The sequence below is a fragment of the Rhizobium subbaraonis genome, assembly GCF_900220975.1.
Lineage (GTDB): Bacteria > Pseudomonadota > Alphaproteobacteria > Rhizobiales > Rhizobiaceae > Mycoplana > Mycoplana subbaraonis.
The window spans coordinates 1-15327 of record NZ_OBQD01000047.1 but is presented as its reverse complement, the minus strand read 5'-3'; the positions used below and the strand labels follow the sequence as shown (position 1 = coordinate 15327).

Annotated in this window: 14 protein-coding genes and 1 pseudogene; 10 read left to right on the top strand and 5 right to left on the bottom strand. The window is 60.2% G+C overall.

Annotated features, from left to right (window positions below):
• Nucleotides 1–99 precede the first annotated feature (99 nt).
• From CRO48_RS30540 to CRO48_RS30530, 3 genes are read right to left on the bottom strand one after another with little or no spacing between them, the layout of a single operon-like run.
• Complete coding sequence (locus CRO48_RS30540) at nucleotides 100–348, bottom strand: type II toxin-antitoxin system Phd/YefM family antitoxin (protein ID WP_176526959.1); 249 nt, start codon at nucleotides 346–348, stop codon at nucleotides 100–102.
• 10 nt (nucleotides 349–358) lie between these two features.
• Nucleotides 359–736 (bottom strand): type II toxin-antitoxin system VapC family toxin, encoded by a 378-nt coding sequence (locus CRO48_RS30535; protein WP_097143406.1) that lies wholly within the window; start codon nucleotides 734–736, stop codon nucleotides 359–361.
• Nucleotides 733–1026 carry a type II toxin-antitoxin system Phd/YefM family antitoxin gene (locus CRO48_RS30530; RefSeq protein ID WP_097143405.1) on the bottom strand — a complete coding sequence of 98 codons (294 nt, stop codon included), beginning with the start codon at nucleotides 1024–1026 and terminating at the stop codon, nucleotides 733–735. The genes CRO48_RS30535 and CRO48_RS30530 overlap by 4 nt, the downstream gene beginning before the upstream one ends.
• A 189-nt stretch (nucleotides 1027–1215) precedes the next feature.
• On the opposite strand from CRO48_RS30530, the gene CRO48_RS30525 reads away from it, so the two are divergent.
• The 3 genes from CRO48_RS30525 (at nucleotide 1216) to CRO48_RS30515 (ending at nucleotide 5998) form a co-directional block, all read left to right on the top strand.
• Nucleotides 1216–2349, top strand: coding sequence for an RHE_PE00001 family protein (locus tag CRO48_RS30525; protein ID WP_097143404.1), 1134 nt, complete (start codon nucleotides 1216–1218; stop codon nucleotides 2347–2349).
• Between the two features lie 173 nt (nucleotides 2350–2522).
• Nucleotides 2523–3527 (top strand): AAA family ATPase, encoded by a 1005-nt coding sequence (locus CRO48_RS30520; RefSeq protein WP_097143403.1) that lies wholly within the window; start codon nucleotides 2523–2525, stop codon nucleotides 3525–3527.
• On the top strand, nucleotides 3527–5998 hold the full coding sequence (locus CRO48_RS30515) for a S8 family peptidase (RefSeq protein WP_097143402.1): 2472 nt from the start codon (nucleotides 3527–3529) through the stop codon (nucleotides 5996–5998). Before CRO48_RS30520 ends, CRO48_RS30515 begins: the two co-directional genes overlap by 1 nt.
• 547 nt (nucleotides 5999–6545) lie before the next feature.
• Here the strand turns inward: CRO48_RS30515 and CRO48_RS30510 are convergent.
• Nucleotides 6546–6941: a MerR family transcriptional regulator gene (locus tag CRO48_RS30510; RefSeq protein WP_097143401.1), complete on the bottom strand. Its 396-nt coding sequence runs from the start codon at nucleotides 6939–6941 to the stop codon at nucleotides 6546–6548.
• A gap of 69 nt (nucleotides 6942–7010) precedes the next feature.
• Between CRO48_RS30510 and CRO48_RS30505 the strand changes: the two genes are divergently transcribed.
• Together CRO48_RS30505 and lspA are read left to right on the top strand one after the other, a co-directional pair.
• Nucleotides 7011–7877 (top strand): cation diffusion facilitator family transporter, encoded by an 867-nt coding sequence (locus CRO48_RS30505; RefSeq protein WP_225341519.1) that lies wholly within the window; start codon nucleotides 7011–7013, stop codon nucleotides 7875–7877.
• A complete protein-coding gene (lspA, locus tag CRO48_RS30500) occupies nucleotides 7874–8365 on the top strand; it encodes a signal peptidase II (protein ID WP_080843345.1) in 492 nt (163 codons plus the stop codon). The genes CRO48_RS30505 and lspA overlap by 4 nt, the downstream gene beginning before the upstream one ends.
• Before the next feature lie 22 nt (nucleotides 8366–8387).
• Here lspA and nadE read toward each other — a convergent pair whose 3' ends face one another.
• Nucleotides 8388–9206, bottom strand: a complete 819-nt coding sequence (gene nadE, locus CRO48_RS30495; RefSeq protein ID WP_230175143.1) for an ammonia-dependent NAD(+) synthetase — start codon at nucleotides 9204–9206, stop codon at nucleotides 8388–8390.
• 204 nt (nucleotides 9207–9410) lie between these two features.
• On the opposite strand from nadE, the gene CRO48_RS30490 reads away from it, so the two are divergent.
• The 5 genes and pseudogenes from CRO48_RS30490 to CRO48_RS30470 form a co-directional block, all read left to right on the top strand.
• A complete protein-coding gene (locus CRO48_RS30490; protein WP_245423722.1) occupies nucleotides 9411–9773 on the top strand; it encodes a hypothetical protein in 363 nt (120 codons plus the stop codon).
• A gap of 123 nt (nucleotides 9774–9896) precedes the next feature.
• Nucleotides 9897–10301, top strand: coding sequence for a FixH family protein (locus CRO48_RS30485; RefSeq protein ID WP_097143399.1), 405 nt, complete (start codon nucleotides 9897–9899; stop codon nucleotides 10299–10301).
• Nucleotides 10298–11728: an efflux RND transporter periplasmic adaptor subunit gene (locus CRO48_RS30480; RefSeq protein WP_080843342.1), complete on the top strand. Its 1431-nt coding sequence runs from the start codon at nucleotides 10298–10300 to the stop codon at nucleotides 11726–11728. The genes CRO48_RS30485 and CRO48_RS30480 overlap by 4 nt, the downstream gene beginning before the upstream one ends.
• Nucleotides 11725–14889, top strand: a complete 3165-nt coding sequence (locus CRO48_RS30475; protein ID WP_097143398.1) for an efflux RND transporter permease subunit — start codon at nucleotides 11725–11727, stop codon at nucleotides 14887–14889. Before CRO48_RS30480 ends, CRO48_RS30475 begins: the two co-directional genes overlap by 4 nt.
• Before the next feature lie 22 nt (nucleotides 14890–14911).
• Nucleotides 14912–15220, top strand: a pseudogene (locus CRO48_RS30470) (IS6 family transposase); the annotation flags it as partial.
• Nucleotides 15221–15327: the final 107 nt, after the last annotated feature.

Sequence of the window (15327 nt, the reverse complement as noted above, 5' to 3'; positions counted from 1 at the left end):
CATCCTGGTCGGTCAGAAGCTCAGCCAGTTCGTCACGGCGCTCCATCGGCAGGACTGCGGCAATGGTGTCGAGATCCTGGACGCGGCGATCAACCGCACTCATTTGGGCAGGCCGTGTTCATCATAAAAATCGGAATGGTCGGAAGTTGTGCCAGGCGGTACATTTTGGCGACCCTGCTCTGCCAGAGCAAGGAACTTCTCGAAAGGATCGGTCTTCTCAGCGATCGGCTTGAGCATCGCGACCGCTCTCTCGTCTCGGCAGATTACGATCTCATCGCCACGCAATGCGAGCTCAATCAGTTCCTCGAGCCGCTCTGCCGCTTCCGTTACGTCAACGAGAATTCTCACAGCTTTCTCCTCACCAGACCCTCTCCTGAAGCACGGCATCAAACACCACGTCCGTCGAGATCAGTGCGCAATGCTCGAGCCGTGTCTGCGCAGCGAGGATCCGGTCCCATGGGTCCCGGTGCTCCCAGTCGAAGGCTGCCGCAAGTTCGGCATGCAAATCACTGATGGCCAGTGTCTGGAAGCCGCTGGAGGTGATAGCAGCACGCAGCTCCTGCGGCTTGAGATCAAGCTTCTTCAGCCGCATCTTGTTGTCGAGTTCATAGAAGGAGACGGCGCTGACGAGAATAGCGTTGCTCTTGTCCTCGATCAGGGAGCGTGCATGTGGTGAAAGTCGCGCGCTCCCGATCGTCCACCAATAAACTGCATGGCTGTCGAGAAGAAGCTTCACGAGCGCTTGCCTGCGTTGGCCATTTCACCTTGGAAGACTCCGACGTCGTCGTTCCAGTCGCCGGCATCGATTGCGGCCTGCTCAGGATCATGATCGTCGAACAGGTCGTCCGGAAGACCCCGGTTCGCCAGGAGACCGAAGGGTCTCTTGCCAGCGGGATCTGCCGGACCAATACGGGCATAGATCTCATTACCGCGCATGATGATGATCTCTTCGCCCTGATTGGCGCGATCGAGGACCTCAGCGAAGTTCCTGCGCGCCTCGCTGATCTTGTAGTGCGTCTGAGGCATTGTTGGCTCCGGTTTTGCGCATTTGGCGGCATCTTATCATCGGAATCGAAAGTGTACAAATGTAATGTACGTTTCACCTCCGATAAGGGTTACTTATCGGAGGTCATAGACCATTGGCATAGCTGTGAGGAGTACAGAACGCTATTGCGGATATAGCTTTCGCTTAACAAATCATTTACCATAAATTCAATGTCTTACGATCTCGCCAAATTGCCCATCCACAGCCTGCTGCGGCCGATCTCCGAGGCCGCTGTTGCTCTTGCCCGTCTCGACGAGCGCATTGCCCGCTCCCCCGTCGGCGAGGGCTTTCTCGAGCGGTCGCATTTCCTCGACGCGCATGCCTCGCTCTGGGTCGACGGTGAACTCGTTCATCTCGAAGACCTCGTCCTGCATGACGCGCTCCGGGATATCCGTGCTCCCACCCATGAACTCACCATTGCCCGCGACATCCTGAAAACTCGCCGTCGCATCGCCGCCCATCCCCCCGCCTGGGCCCTCTCTGATCAAGGCCTCGCCTTCCTCCGCGGCCGGTCGTGGGCCGGAGCATCATTGGGTGGAGACAGGGAGGGGGTGCGGGATGGCAGTGTTGAGGTGAGCGACGCTCCGGCCGAGATAGGGGATGCGGAAGATCCCGAGATTGATGGTCTGGGTGATGCGTTTGCAGCGATCGATGCAGTACTCGCCCGATCCGGGGTCGCGATCGAAGAGGCGAAGAAGCCGGGGAGCGCCAAAAACGCTCCGGAAAAGGATCCGTTCGTTTATGACCTCGACTGGGATGAGGACGAGCGGCTGGAGGAGTGGCGGGCCGTGCTCGCGCGTGCCCAGGACTTGCCGCCGGTCCTGCAGGCAATCGTGGCGCTGGATGCCTGGAACCAGATCGCTGTCCTCCAGCATGCGCCTTGGCTCGGGCGTTTGCTCGCCGCCTCGGTCCTGCGCGAGGGCGGCGTTACCACTGGCGGTCATCACGCAGCGATCAATCTCGGGCTCAAGGCCATTCCGGTCGAGCGGCGCCGGCATCGTGACCGTGAGACGCGGTTGCTGGCGATAGCAAGGGCGCTGACAATCTCCGCCGAGACGGGGCTCAAGGAGCATGACCGGTTGGTGCTGGCGCGGCAGATGATGACGCGCAAGCTGGAGGGACGGCGAACGTCGTCCAGGCTGCCGGAGCTGGTCGAGTTGGTCATGGCGCGGCCGTTGATCTCGGCCGGGATGGTGGCGAAGACGCTTGAGGTCACGCCTCAAGGAGCGAGGCGCATCGTGCAGGAGCTCGGTCTTCGCGAGATGACGGGCAGGGGAAGGTTTCGGGCGTGGGGGATTTTATGAGTTCTGACCGGCAGACATAAAAAGGTTATGCTAACTTCGGGGCGGGGCCGCTAGACCGTCACTTAGTTCCGCGGAACGGTATAGTAAGGGATTGGTTGTTAACCTTGGGGGAATTGCGTTGCAAATTGCGCTGCAGCTGATAGTCCAAAAGCAGAACGAAACGGCAGATTACGATGACCACCGCTCGCCACATTGTGACTCTTCTGAAAAGCCACATCGCCGGCGATGAGGACCGTTTCCTGTCGACGGCTCTCCAGTTGGCCGCCCATGAGGCGCGGCAGGGGCATGGTAAGCTGGCGCAGGAGGTTAAAGATCTCGTTGATACAGCAAAGACGCGCCAGCCGAGCATGCGCCGGGCGGGCGGGGCGATCGTACTTGTGCAGCCGAAGGGTGAACTCGCCGGTCTGCTGAGTGCCCGTTACCCCGACATCCGCCTAACAGACATGGTTCTGGCACAACCCCTTCGCCAACGTCTCGATCGTATTTTAGCCGAGCAGCGGCAGCAGGCGAGCCTCCAAAGCCACGGACTTCAGCCGCGCCGCAAGATCTTGCTCGTCGGTCCGCCGGGCGCCGGCAAGACGATGACGGCGAGCGCCTTGGCGGGAGAACTGCATCTTCCCTTGTTCACCATTCTCTTGGACGGCCTCATCACAAAGTTTATGGGCGAGACCGCGTCGAAGTTGCGCTTGGTTTTCGATGCCATGACCGCGACCCGCGGCGTGTATCTCTTTGATGAGTTTGATGCGATCGGAGCGAAGAGGGGAGACCGGCAGGACGTCGGAGAAATCCGGCGTGTGCTCAATTCCTTCCTTCAATTCGTAGAACAGGATGAAAGCCAGGCCTTAATCGTCGCTGCGACGAACCATCCCGAACTACTGGACCGGGCGCTTTTGCGTCGTTTCGACGACGTTATCGAATACACGCTTCCGGATGTGTCACTCATCGAAGCGATCCTTCGTAACAGGCTTGATCGCTTCGCAACACCCGAACTGTCGTGGGTAGATGTCGCGAACGCGGCACACGGCCTTTCGCCGGCAGATATTACTCGTGTGGCTGACGACGCCGCCAAGTCCGTCATTCTGGATAATTCGGGCACGGTCACTGCTGCAAGCATATTTGACGCGCTTGCCGAGCGCCGCTTGGCTGCCCAAGCTATGGATGCGAGCAACAGGCCATAATGGCAACCGGACCACGCGATCGCCCGCATTTCCTGCTGAGAGATAACGGCGCGGCAGAGCCATACCGGCGTCCAAACCGGAAAATTGACCCACCGGCGCTACCTCAACGCAATAGGCAGGCTCATGCCCAGGCGCTGGCGTTGGCAGTCGGAGGAGCTGTCGCGGCGGCAGAGCAGCAGCTTGCCGAAACCGGGGTAACAGCCTTTGAGACGCGCGGTTTCTATCTCGAGTTCGATCTTCCTGCCTCCGAGGGGGCCGCAATCGACCAGCTCGCGAACAGACAACAAAAAATGGAGGTTGTCGCAGTCCGCGAGCCGGAAGGCGACGGCGGTATCGTCAAGGCCTCGGTATTTGTGCCCGAGCGTGCAAAAAACTACTTCCTAAACAAGATTGAGCAGTATCGATCGACGGACACCGACAAAGGGCGTCCTCGAAATGAGCCTCTAATTTCAAGGATCGAAACCGCACAGCTGGCATCCGCGCGTTCTCTCTTCACGGATGACGCAGCGCTGTTTCCACCCGACCAGCAACTCGCGGTGTGGTGGGAAATCTGGTTGCGCGAAGGCAGGCGTGAGAAGTTTGAAGCCATAGCGGCCGCTTTGGAAATAGAGCTGCGCCAGCACGCCATCCGGTTCCCCGAGCGCGAAGTCGTCTTGGCGTTGGCAAGCACCGTGACCATGGATCGCGTCGTTGCTCGCAGCGATACCATCGCTGAGTTGCGCCGGGCAAAAGATACGCCAGCGTTTTTCAAAGGTCTTGGAGGTGCAGAACAAAGAGCTTGGACAGACGATCTCGCTGGTCGCGTTCAGGTCTCGCAGACTGCCGGTGACGTTGCTATATGCCTTTTGGACAGCGGGGTCCGCCGCACTCATCCTTTGATCGAGCCGGTGTTGTCGATCGATGATTGGCATACGATCAATCCGGCTTGGGGCGCCGACGACACGCCAGCTTGGCAGGGTCACGGCACGCGAATGGCCGGAGTAGCACTTTATAACGATCTGATTGATCCGCTTGCTTCTGAGGACGCTGTCGAACTGCAATATCGGCTGGAAAGTGTTAGAATTCTGCCACCTGGCGACGCGGATGAAAACCGACCTGATCTCTACGGCGCGATTACCGGTGAGGCGATTGCTCGAGCCGAGATTCAGGCGCCGCACAGAAGTCGGGTCGTAGCGACTGCTATAACAAGCACGGCTCCTTCGCGGGGGCGAGCCTCATCCTGGTCTGCTTCGATCGACCAACTCTGCTTCGAGACGGATGCGCAGCGGTTGATCCTGATAGCTGCTGGAAACATACGGGTTGACTTAAGCCCTGCGGATCACCTGGTTCGCAACGATATCGAACCGCTAGATGATCCAGCGCAAGCTTGGAACGCAATCACCGTCGGGGCTTTCACCAACAAAGTTGACGTTATCGATGCGCCTTTTGCCGGCTACGCCCCGATCGCGCCCGCTGGAGAACTGTCTCCGGCGAGCAGGACCTCCGTCACCTGGGATCGTCAGTGGCCGGTCAAGCCGGACATCGTCATGGAGGGCGGGAACCTGGCGCATGACGGCGTCAATCCTGGTGAGCCGATTGATGACCTGCGCATTCTGACGACGCACTTCCGGCCCGAAAACCGCTACTTCTCTACGATTGGCGACACCAGTTCCGCAACCGCGCAAGCTGCCAAGCTCGCGGCAGAGATCATGGTCAGCCGGCCGGGGCTCTGGCCCGAGACTGTCCGTGCTTTATTGGTTCATTCTGCCGAATGGACACCTGCGATGGCCGCCCGCGTCACGGCCTGCCACGGCAACAAAACGCAATTGCAATCGATTTTGCGCCGCTACGGTTACGGCGTGCCAAATCTCGGCAGAGCGCTGCTTTCCGCCAATAACGATCTGACTTTGATGATCGAGGACGACATTCGACCCTTCCAGCGAGAAGGGAGCGGATCAGTCAAAATGAGAGATATGAAGCTTCATCTGCTTCCTTGGCCGAAGGACAATCTGCTGGCCTTGGGCGCTGAGCCTGTCGAGGTCCGGGTCACGCTGTCCTATTTCATCGAGCCGAACCCCGGCGAGCGAGGCTGGACTAGGCGTCACAGATACGCTTCTCACGGATTGCGCTTCCAGATGAAAACAGCCACGGAATCCGTCGACGAGTTCCGTGCCCGCATCAACCAGGCTGCCCGAAACGAGGAAGAAGGTACACCCGTCAACGTCGGCGAAAGCTGGTTATTGGGTACATTCCGCGACAGCGGATCGCTGCATTCGGATTTCTGGCGGGGAACGGCGGCTGATCTTGCCGAGCGTGACGCCATCGGTATTTATCCAGTTGGCGGTTGGTGGAAGGAAAAGCCGTATCTGGACCGATACAACGAGAAGGCGCGCTATTCGCTGATCGTGACCATTCGCGCGCCTGGTGCCGCGGTTGATCTTTATGCGGCGGTCGAGACGATTCTGAAGACAGAGATCGTCGCACAGGTGTAGGATTCCTTTGATTAATTGGCGGCCGGCCACAATAGGCCCGCACTCCTTCCGATTTGGTGCGAGACTTGTCCAAGTGTTTGGACGAGATGGTCGGTAGGCTCTGGTGATAATAGGGGCGATGGTTCGTATCCCTTCAAGGCGTTCGATGCCAACAGCCGTCCATGCTTATCTGTTCTATCCCGGCAGACGGCAGAACTCGCCAGCCTTCAAGGTTATTGTCGAGGCGTTGAAGATTTGATGTGCCGATCAGCCGGTTGAGCTGCAAATGGCGAGCCTGATCCTCAGTTGAGCCACGCAAGCAGCCCAACCACGCCGACGGCCTGTCTTTGTGCGACTGCGTCTGGTACCGAGATTGCGTGAGTTTCTCCTCGAAGGCCGTGCTCCTCAATGTCCAGTTCCAACAACAATGACGGGCCGCTTAAAACACTGGCCGACGCTTTGCGACAGTCGGCTGCGCGACACCGAGACGCTGGGCAACATCCACTTGCCGGGCCTCGTCCGCCGGAACTGTCGGTTGAAGTCTGCCAACACAGTTTTGATGTCAGCCTCAGGGTCTTCCTCCCGCCATGGCGTCGATGATCCGGCAATCGGCCACCTGACCGAGACGGCATTCGGCTATCATCCGCCGCAGTTCCGTTTTCAGGTTCGTAAGACGGGCGATACGATCTTCCACGGCGTCGAGTTGGCTTTGGGCGATGCGGCTTGCATCCTCACACGATGCTTCCGGTTGTTCCTGGAGAGCCAGAAGAACGCGCACCGATGCCAGATCGAAACCAAGTTCCCGGGCATTCCGGATAAAGCACAGTCGTTGCGCGTCTGCTTCGCCATAGGTGCGACGGCCGTTGGACATCCTGGCTGGGATTGGGAGGACCCCGATGCGCTCGTAATAGCGAATAGTCTCTATGTTCACGCCCGATTTCTCGGATAAGTCGCCGATCTGCATTTTTCGTCTTGCTCCTGTAGTCACTACAGGTAGTACCATGGTCGAATTCGAATATCGAGGACCGACGAAATGGCAGCAGCTGCAACCGACACGATCCGCTATCAGGTGACGGGGATGGATTGTTCCTCCTGCGCCGCCAAGATCGAGGGGGCCGCGCGCAAGGTCGAAGGCGTGGCCGACGTGAAGGTATCGATCGCATCGCAGATTATGACACTGCAAGTTGACGAGCCGGCGAACCGCCTGCCTCTGCTGGAAAGCGCCATCACGGGTCTGGGTTATCAGCTTGACCGCATCGGCCCATCCAGCGACACGGCAGACGGCGATGACGACGACAGGATTCCGGACCTGTCGCATGTCACCCCGGCATATAAGAGGGCGCTCTGGATCGTCGTGCTGCTGAACGTTGGCTACGGTGTCGTTGAGATCGTCGGAAGCTTCCTCGCCGGCTCCCAGGCGCTACAGGCGGACGCCCTCGACTTCCTGGGGGACGGCATGATCTCATTCCTGGGGCTGGTCGCGGTCGGATGGGGCCTCGCCGCTCGCGCCAAGGCGGCTCTTCTACAGGGTGTTTTCCTCGGCCTGCTCGGACTTGGCGTCGTCGCGTCCACCATCTACAGGGTGTTTATCGAGCATCAGCCGGAATCCGTGCTCATGGGCGGCTTCGCGCTTGTCGCCTTCGTCGTCAACGTTCTGGCGGCCGTGGTGCTCATCCCGCACCGCAAGGGCGACGCGAACATGCGGGCGGTGTGGTTGTTTTCGCGAAACGACGCGATCGGCAATCTCGCGGTCGTGGCCGCCGCGGGCTTGGTCTGGTGGACGGGAACACAATGGCCTGACCTCGTGGTCGCGTTCGCAGTTGCAGGCCTCTTCCTTCAATCGGCGTGGTCGATCATCCGGGACGCAAGACAGGACCTCTCTGCGGCGAGGGACAGATGAGGGCGGTTGCTTCAATTGCCGTGGTCCTGGTCGGCGCGGCACTTGACCTGGGAGCGAAGGCGTGGGCGCGGGCGAGCCTTGAACCTTACGGCCCCCCCACGGACTTTCTGCCTTTGGTACCGTTGCGACTGACCTTCAACAAAGGCGTGTCGTTCAGCATGTTCGCTGTCGACGGCGAAATCGGCAAAGCAGTCCTGATCGGGGTTACGGGCATTATAACACTTGTCATCGCTATATGGGCGTATCGTTCGCGCGGCTGGCAACGGGCAGCCCTGTCGATGATCCTGGCTGGCGCGCTCGGAAACCTGATCGACCGCAGCATGAGGGGCGCCGTGACTGACTTCCTGAGCCTCCGCTTTGGTGAATGGGAGCCGTTCGTGTTCAATCCGGCCGATGTCTGGATTTCTTCAGGCGTGGCCCTTCTGTTGGTCCTGCAGACCACGCAAAGCGGAACCGCCGAGGTGGGCGACGGTACGTCAGCACGGTAACGGGGCCTAAGGGCCATTCCTGTCATTGCGGCGAGAGTGGCAGGGCGCGCTTGTGGGCCGTCGCGACGTGCGTCGCGAGGATGCGCTGAAACGCGGGTTCTCCGATCGGCTTTCCTTCCAGGAAGTCGTCGATGTCATCATACGTGACCCCGTAGACGTCTTCATCGGGCCGCAGCGGAGCGTCGGACTCCAGATCGGCGGTCGGCACCTTGAACACCAGGTCCCTCGGCGCTCCGAGATATTCGGCGAGCGCCCGCACGCGCCGCTTGGTCAGTCCGGAAAGCGGCAGGACGTCCGCAGCGCCGTCGCCGAATTTCGTGAAGAAGCCCATCAATGCCTCCGCCGCATGGTCAGTCCCGATCACCAGGCCACGAACCGCGCCGGCGAGCGCGTACTGGGCGATCATCCGCTGGCGCGCCTTGATGTTGCCAAGGTGGAAGTCCAGCCGAACGGTTTCGAACAGGTCGCCTGCGTCCCCGCAGACCTCGGCCATCATCGCGTCGGCTGCGGGCTTTATGTCGATGGTGACTACGCGGTCGGGGCCGATGGACGCGAGCCCTCTCTGAGCGTCGGCCTCGTCGGCCTGCGTGCCATAAGGCAGTCTGACCGCGATGAACTCCGCCTTATGCCCTCTGCCCCGGAGGCGGTTCACCGCAGTCTGGGCAAGCAGTCCCGCGGTGAGCGAATCCACTCCCCCGCTGATGCCAAGGACGAGCGCTCCGCACGACGAGGCTTGCATGTAATCCGCGAGGAAGGCCGTTCTGCGCTCGGCTTCCGCGGACGCGTCGAATTCCTTCGCTACTCCGAGCGCCTCGATAATCTGCAAATGTTGGTCGCGCACGACAATCCTCCATAACAGCTGTGAAATCCAAACCAGGCGAGAAAGTTGCAACCTGCCGAATCCCGACTGTCTCGTGAACTTACATGGCTGCAGATCGACACGTAACCGGAGCAGGCGCGAAGTGCGTCGCTGTCGATAACGCACTTTTCCGTGAGACCTCTTCCAACCCCGATGTCTTCGTGCCAGACTATGCGGGTGAGGTTCATGAAGGTCATTCATCGACTGCTGTTCGTGACCGCCCTGCTGGGGATTGTGGTCGGTCCCTTGAGCATCGGGGCGGCGGACAGCGTAATGGCGGCCTCCGGACCCGCGATGCACGGCATGTCCGGCATGGAGATGTCAGGCGACATGCCGTGTTGCCCTGACGAAATGCCGGCCAAGCCCGACTGCAGCGGCAAGTCATGTCCTCTGGCCTTGGTGTGTACGACGGTGATCGTCGGCCAGGTGGCTAACCCGCATTCCTGGTCGTTGAATCTCGGTTGGGTCGCCCATCGGTTCCTCATTGCCCTTCATGCGGAGCTTGCCTCCTCACCGGTCGATCCGCCAGTACGTCCTCCGCGAGTCTGATCCCACGTCAGTGAACACGTCGTCGATCGGCGCGGTCGCAGGTCTTGCGTCCGTGCGGTACCGACGGCGATCCATTTTGACTGAGGACGCGGTCACGGACCCGTCCGGATGAGACATTGAATCATGGAAAATACCACCTTCAACGCGAGGACCGCGCTCCTCGCTGGCGCGATGCTGTTCAGCACCGCCACCGCTTCCTTCGCCGGAGCGCAGGACTACGAATTCCAAGCCGTGAACACGGACATCAAACAGGGACGAGGCTCGACCGTGTCGGTACGGCTGATCGACAAGCGGACGGGCAAGGCAGTCCCCGACGCCGTCATCTTCACAACGCGGATGGACATGGCTCCCGACGGCATGGAGATGATGACCACCACCGTGGAACCCTCACCCTCCACCGAGCCGGGCGTCTACGCCTTCATGACAAACCTTTCCATGGAAGGCGGATGGCGGTTCCAGGTCGCCGCCAAGGTTCAGGGCGAGCCTGAGACGGTCAAAGGCGAAGTCGTCTTCAAGGCTGTCCCGTGAGCACCTCGCGCATCATTGTCACGCTCTCCCTCGCCGCGATCGTCGGCGGGGGAGGCTATTGGGCGGGAAAGAACGATGTCGGTGCGTACCTGCGGCGATACGTTGAAGGCACCGGGATGGCCACCGAGGCTGAACCGCGACACGAAGGAACGGGAGCGGTGATCTACTACCGTCACCCGGACGGTATGGCCGAATACTCTGCCAAACCGACGAACACGGATGACGGGCGGCCATTCACACCTGTCCGGGCAAGCGAGGACATCAGCCTCGGCGCGAGCGGGGCGGTCCTGCCTGCGGCCGACACGTCATCAGTCACACCGGAACGGAAGGTCCTGTACTACCGCAACCCCATGGGCCTTCCCGACACGTCCAAGGTGCCGAAGAAGGATTCGATGGGGATGGACTATCTCCCTGTCTATGACGGCGAAGTCAGCGACAGTTCCACCGTCAAAGTGACGCTGGGCAAACTCCAGCGGACGGGGGTGAAGACCGCGCTCGCTGAAAGGATGAACGTCAGCCGGAAAATCCGAGTACCCGGAACCGTCGCACTCGACGAGCGCATGGTCAGCATCGTTTCCATGCGGGCCGACGCCTTTGTCGAAGACGTCGCGGACGTCACGACAGGAGACAGGATCACAAAGGGCGAGAATCTCTTTCACTTCTATTCGAAGGAGATCGCCACCGCCGGGGCCGAATATGCGACGGAGATGCGCAATGGCGGCAAGCCCGGGCCGGAATCTGGCTCTGCTCTCCGCCTGAAGAACCTTGGGGTGCCCTCGGCGACGATCGCCAGCATTGCGACTGAGCGAAAGGTCCCACAAAGCATTGCCTACACCTCGCCAAGGGACGGCGTCGTGTTGGAGCGCATGGCGGTCAGCGGCATGATGGCCGAGGCTGGAGACATTCTCTTCCGCATCGCTGACGTATCGAAGGTCTGGGTGATCGCCGACGTCCCCGAATACGAACTGGGCTCCGTTCGTATGGGTGCCAACGTTTCCGTCAGCGTCCGAAACGTATCCGGCACGATCTTCCGGGGAACGGTCGACCTCATCTATCCCGAGGTGCAGATGCAGACCCGCACGACAAAGATCCGGATTGAGCTTCCTAATCCCGAGGGGCAGCTGATGGCCAACATGTATGCGGAGGTGGAGATTGAAGCGGGAGCGGGAAACCCGGTCGTTGCGGTCCCCAACAGTTCAGTCATCGACACGGGCGATCGCCAGATCGTCTTCCTCGACAAGGGCGAGGGCAGGTTCGAGCCTGTCGATGTCGCTCTCGGTGTTCGAGGTGAAGACGTGACGCAGATAACCAAGGGTGTCGTCTCGGGTGACCGCGTGGTTGTGTCCGCCAACTTCCTTCTCGATGCGGAAAGCAACCTGAACGCCGCGCTCAGCGCCCTGACCGTTGACGACGAGGCGAAGCCATGATTGCCAACGTCATCGCCTGGTCGGCCCGCAACATTGTCCTCATTTTCGTCGGCGCGGCGCTGTCCATCGCGGGTGGTGTCTATGCGCTGCGCACGCTTCCGCTGGACGCCATTCCCGATCTCTCCGACGTACAGGTCATCGTCTTCACTGACTATCCGGGCCAGGCTCCGCAGGTCGTCGAGGACCAGGTTACGTATCCGTTGACGACCTCGATGCTGACAGTGCCCAAATCGAAGGTCGTGCGGGGGTTCTCGTTCTTCGGCGTGTCTTTCGTCTATGTGATCTTCGAGGACGGAACCGATCCCTACTGGGCGCGCAGCCGCGTGCTCGAATACTTGAACGCGGCCGCAAACCGGCTGCCTGACGGCGTGTCGCCAAGTCTCGGCCCGGATGCCACGGGCGTGGGCTGGGTCTACCAGTATGCCTTGGTCGCCAAGGAGCTGTCGCTCGCGGAGCTGCGTTCACTTCAGGACTGGGTAGTACGCTTCGCCGTCTCCAAGTCCGAGGGAGTGGCGGAGGTGGCCAGCGTCGGCGGCTTCGTCAAGCAATATTCCATCGTCGTTGATCCAGCCCGGCTAAGGGCCCAGAATGTCTCGCTTTCGGATATCGCCGATGCCGTGCGCTCCAGCAACCGCGATGTCGGCGGGCGCACGATCGAACTTTCCGAATTTGAGTTCATGGTGCGTGGCAAGGGCTACCTGCAGGGCATCAGGGACATCGAGAGCATTGTCCTGAACACCAGTGCGGGCGTTCCGCTGCGTCTGTCCGACGTTGCGAGAGTGGAATTGGTCCCGGACGAGCGGCGCGGGATCACAGAGCTGAACGGAGACGGCGAAGTCGCGAGCGGAATCGTCCTCCAGCGCGACGGCGCGAATGCGCTGACCGTCATCGAAAATGCGAAGGAAAGCTTGGCGGCGGTGCAGAGCAGTCTTCCGGCTGGTACCGAAATCCTGCCCGTCTATGATCGTTCGAAACTCATCGAAGCGGCAATCGAGACCTTGAAAGTCACGTTGATCGAGGAATCGATCGTGGTTGCACTGGTGACTATCGCCTTCCTTTTGCATATCCGAAGCGCGCTCGTGGCCATCATCATGCTGCCGATCGGCATTCTCATCGCCTTCATGGCCATGCGGGCGCTAGGTCTGGGAGCGAACATCATGAGCCTCGGCGGGATAGCTATCGCTATCGGTGCGATGATCGACGCGGCCATCGTCATGATCGAGAACGCCCACAAGCATCTGGAACGCGCGCCTCCTGACAAGCCTCGAGCCGAAGTGCTGATCGAGGCGGCAAGCGAGGTCGGCCCGGCGCTTTTCTTCAGCCTGCTGATCATCACGGTGTCGTTCCTGCCGATTTTTACGCTTGAATCGCAAGAGGGCCGCCTGTTCGGACCGCTCGCCTTCACCAAGACCTTCGCGATGGCGGCGGCAGCGCTGCTGTCCATCACACTTGTTCCGGCACTGATGATCCTGTTCGTCCGCGGCCGCATTGTCCCAGAACACAAGAATCCGCTGAACAGACTGCTGATCTGGATATACCGTCCGGTCATCGCGGGCGTCCTTAAGGCCAAGAGCCTGACAATCCTGGTAGCCATCGTGATCCTCGGGGTGACCGTCTGGCCCGTGCAGCATATCGGGAGTGAGTTCATGCCTGATCTCGACGAGGGCACGCTGATGTACATGCCGACAACGCTACCCGGCCTCTCGGTGACAAAAGCGGCGGAGCTCATGCAAACGCAGGATCGCATCATCAAATCTTTCCCCGAGGTCGAGTCGGTGTTCGGCAAGACGGGTAGGGCGTTGACGGCAACCGATCCGGCTCCGACGGAAATGTTTGAGACCATCATCACCCTGAAACCCAAGTCCGAATGGCGGCCGGGCGTCACGTCTGACAGTCTGAAACAGGAGATGGACGCGGCACTTCAGTTTCCCGGTGTCTCCAACGCCTGGACGATGCCCATCCGCGCCCGCATCGACATGCTTTCGACCGGAATACGCACGCCCGTCGGCGTCAAGGTCTACGGGACCAACCTGAACGAGATGGAGAAGGTCGCTCGCGATATAGAGACCGTTCTCAAGGCGGTGCCGGGAACGTCGAGTGCCTACGCCGAGCGCGTCATCGGTGGATACTATCTCGATATCATCCCTGATCGCATGGCGCTCGGGCGCTATGGGCTTTCGATCGACGATGTCCAGGATGTCATCGGAATGGCCCTGGGGTCCGAGGTCGTGACCTCGACGGTGGAGGGCAGAGAGCGGTACGGCGTCGCCATCCGTTACCCAAGGGCTTTCCGAAGCGATCCCCAGTCCATCGCGAGGGACGTCCAGGTATCATTGCCCGGTGGCGGCACGGTTCCGTTGGGCGAGGTCGCCGAAGTCAAGCTCACGCGCGGTGCCACGACCATAAGGACGGAGAACGGCCAGCTCGCCGTCTATATCTTCGTAGACATCGCCAACCGCGACCTTGGGGGCTACGTTGCCGAAGCCCAAGAAGCCGTCGCGGCGAGCGTCGAGATGCCCACGGGCTATTCCGTCGCATGGAGCGGGCAATTCGAATATCTGGAACGGGCAAAGGACCGGCTAATGATCGTCGTCCCGCTGACGCTGGCGCTGATCTTCCTGTTGCTCTACCTGAACTTTAAGGCATTGACCGAAACACTGATCGTCATGCTGTCTCTGCCGTTCGCTTTGGTCGGCGGCATCTGGATGATGTGGTGGCTGGGCTTCAACGCTTCCGTCGCCGTCGCGGTCGGGTTCATCGCGCTTGCAGGCGTGGCGGCCGAAACCGGTGTGATCATGCTGATCTATCTCGACCACGCGCTCAGGGACGAGAAGGCCAAATCCAAGGCCGAGGGCAGGGCATTCGAAAAGGAAGACCTCGACAGGGCGATCATGATCGGGGCGGTCGAGCGTGTTAGACCGAAGATGATGACCGTCGTGGCGATCATGGCGGGTCTCGTGCCTATCCTCTGGAGCACGGGAGCGGGGTCGGAAATCATGCAGCGGATCGCCGTGCCGATGATCGGCGGCATGGTATCATCGACGTTGCTGACGTTGATCGTGATTCCCGCCGTCTACGGCTTGGTCAAGGGCTACGGGTTGAAGCGAGCACGCGAGGTGAGCCAGTTTCCGGGGTGGCGTCGCCTTAACCGCCTGTTTTAGCCGACTTGATATTCGGATTGTCGTGACCGAATTCCCTGCCGCCCACTTCAGACGCCACCGCTTTCCTGCCGAGATCATCACCCATGCGGTCTGGCTGTATTTCCGATTTCCGCTCAGTTTACGCGACGTCGAAGATCTGTTGGCCGAGCGCGGCATCAACGTCTCATTCCAGACCGTCTCGGAATGGGCGGCGAAATTTGGCTTGAAGTTCGCCAATCAGCTCCGACGCCGCTCACGAGGCCAGTTTACCGACAAGTGGCAGCTCGATGAGATGGTGGTGACGATCAAGGGAAAGAAATACTGGCTGTGGCGCGCCGTCGATGCCAACGGTGTTGATTTCCACTGAGAGCTGATGGAGTGGATGCCCCCTCCCGACGGCATCGCAATGTGCCAGAGTGATGTTCGCCAGAACGTCACTAGAGGAGAGAGCATCCATGA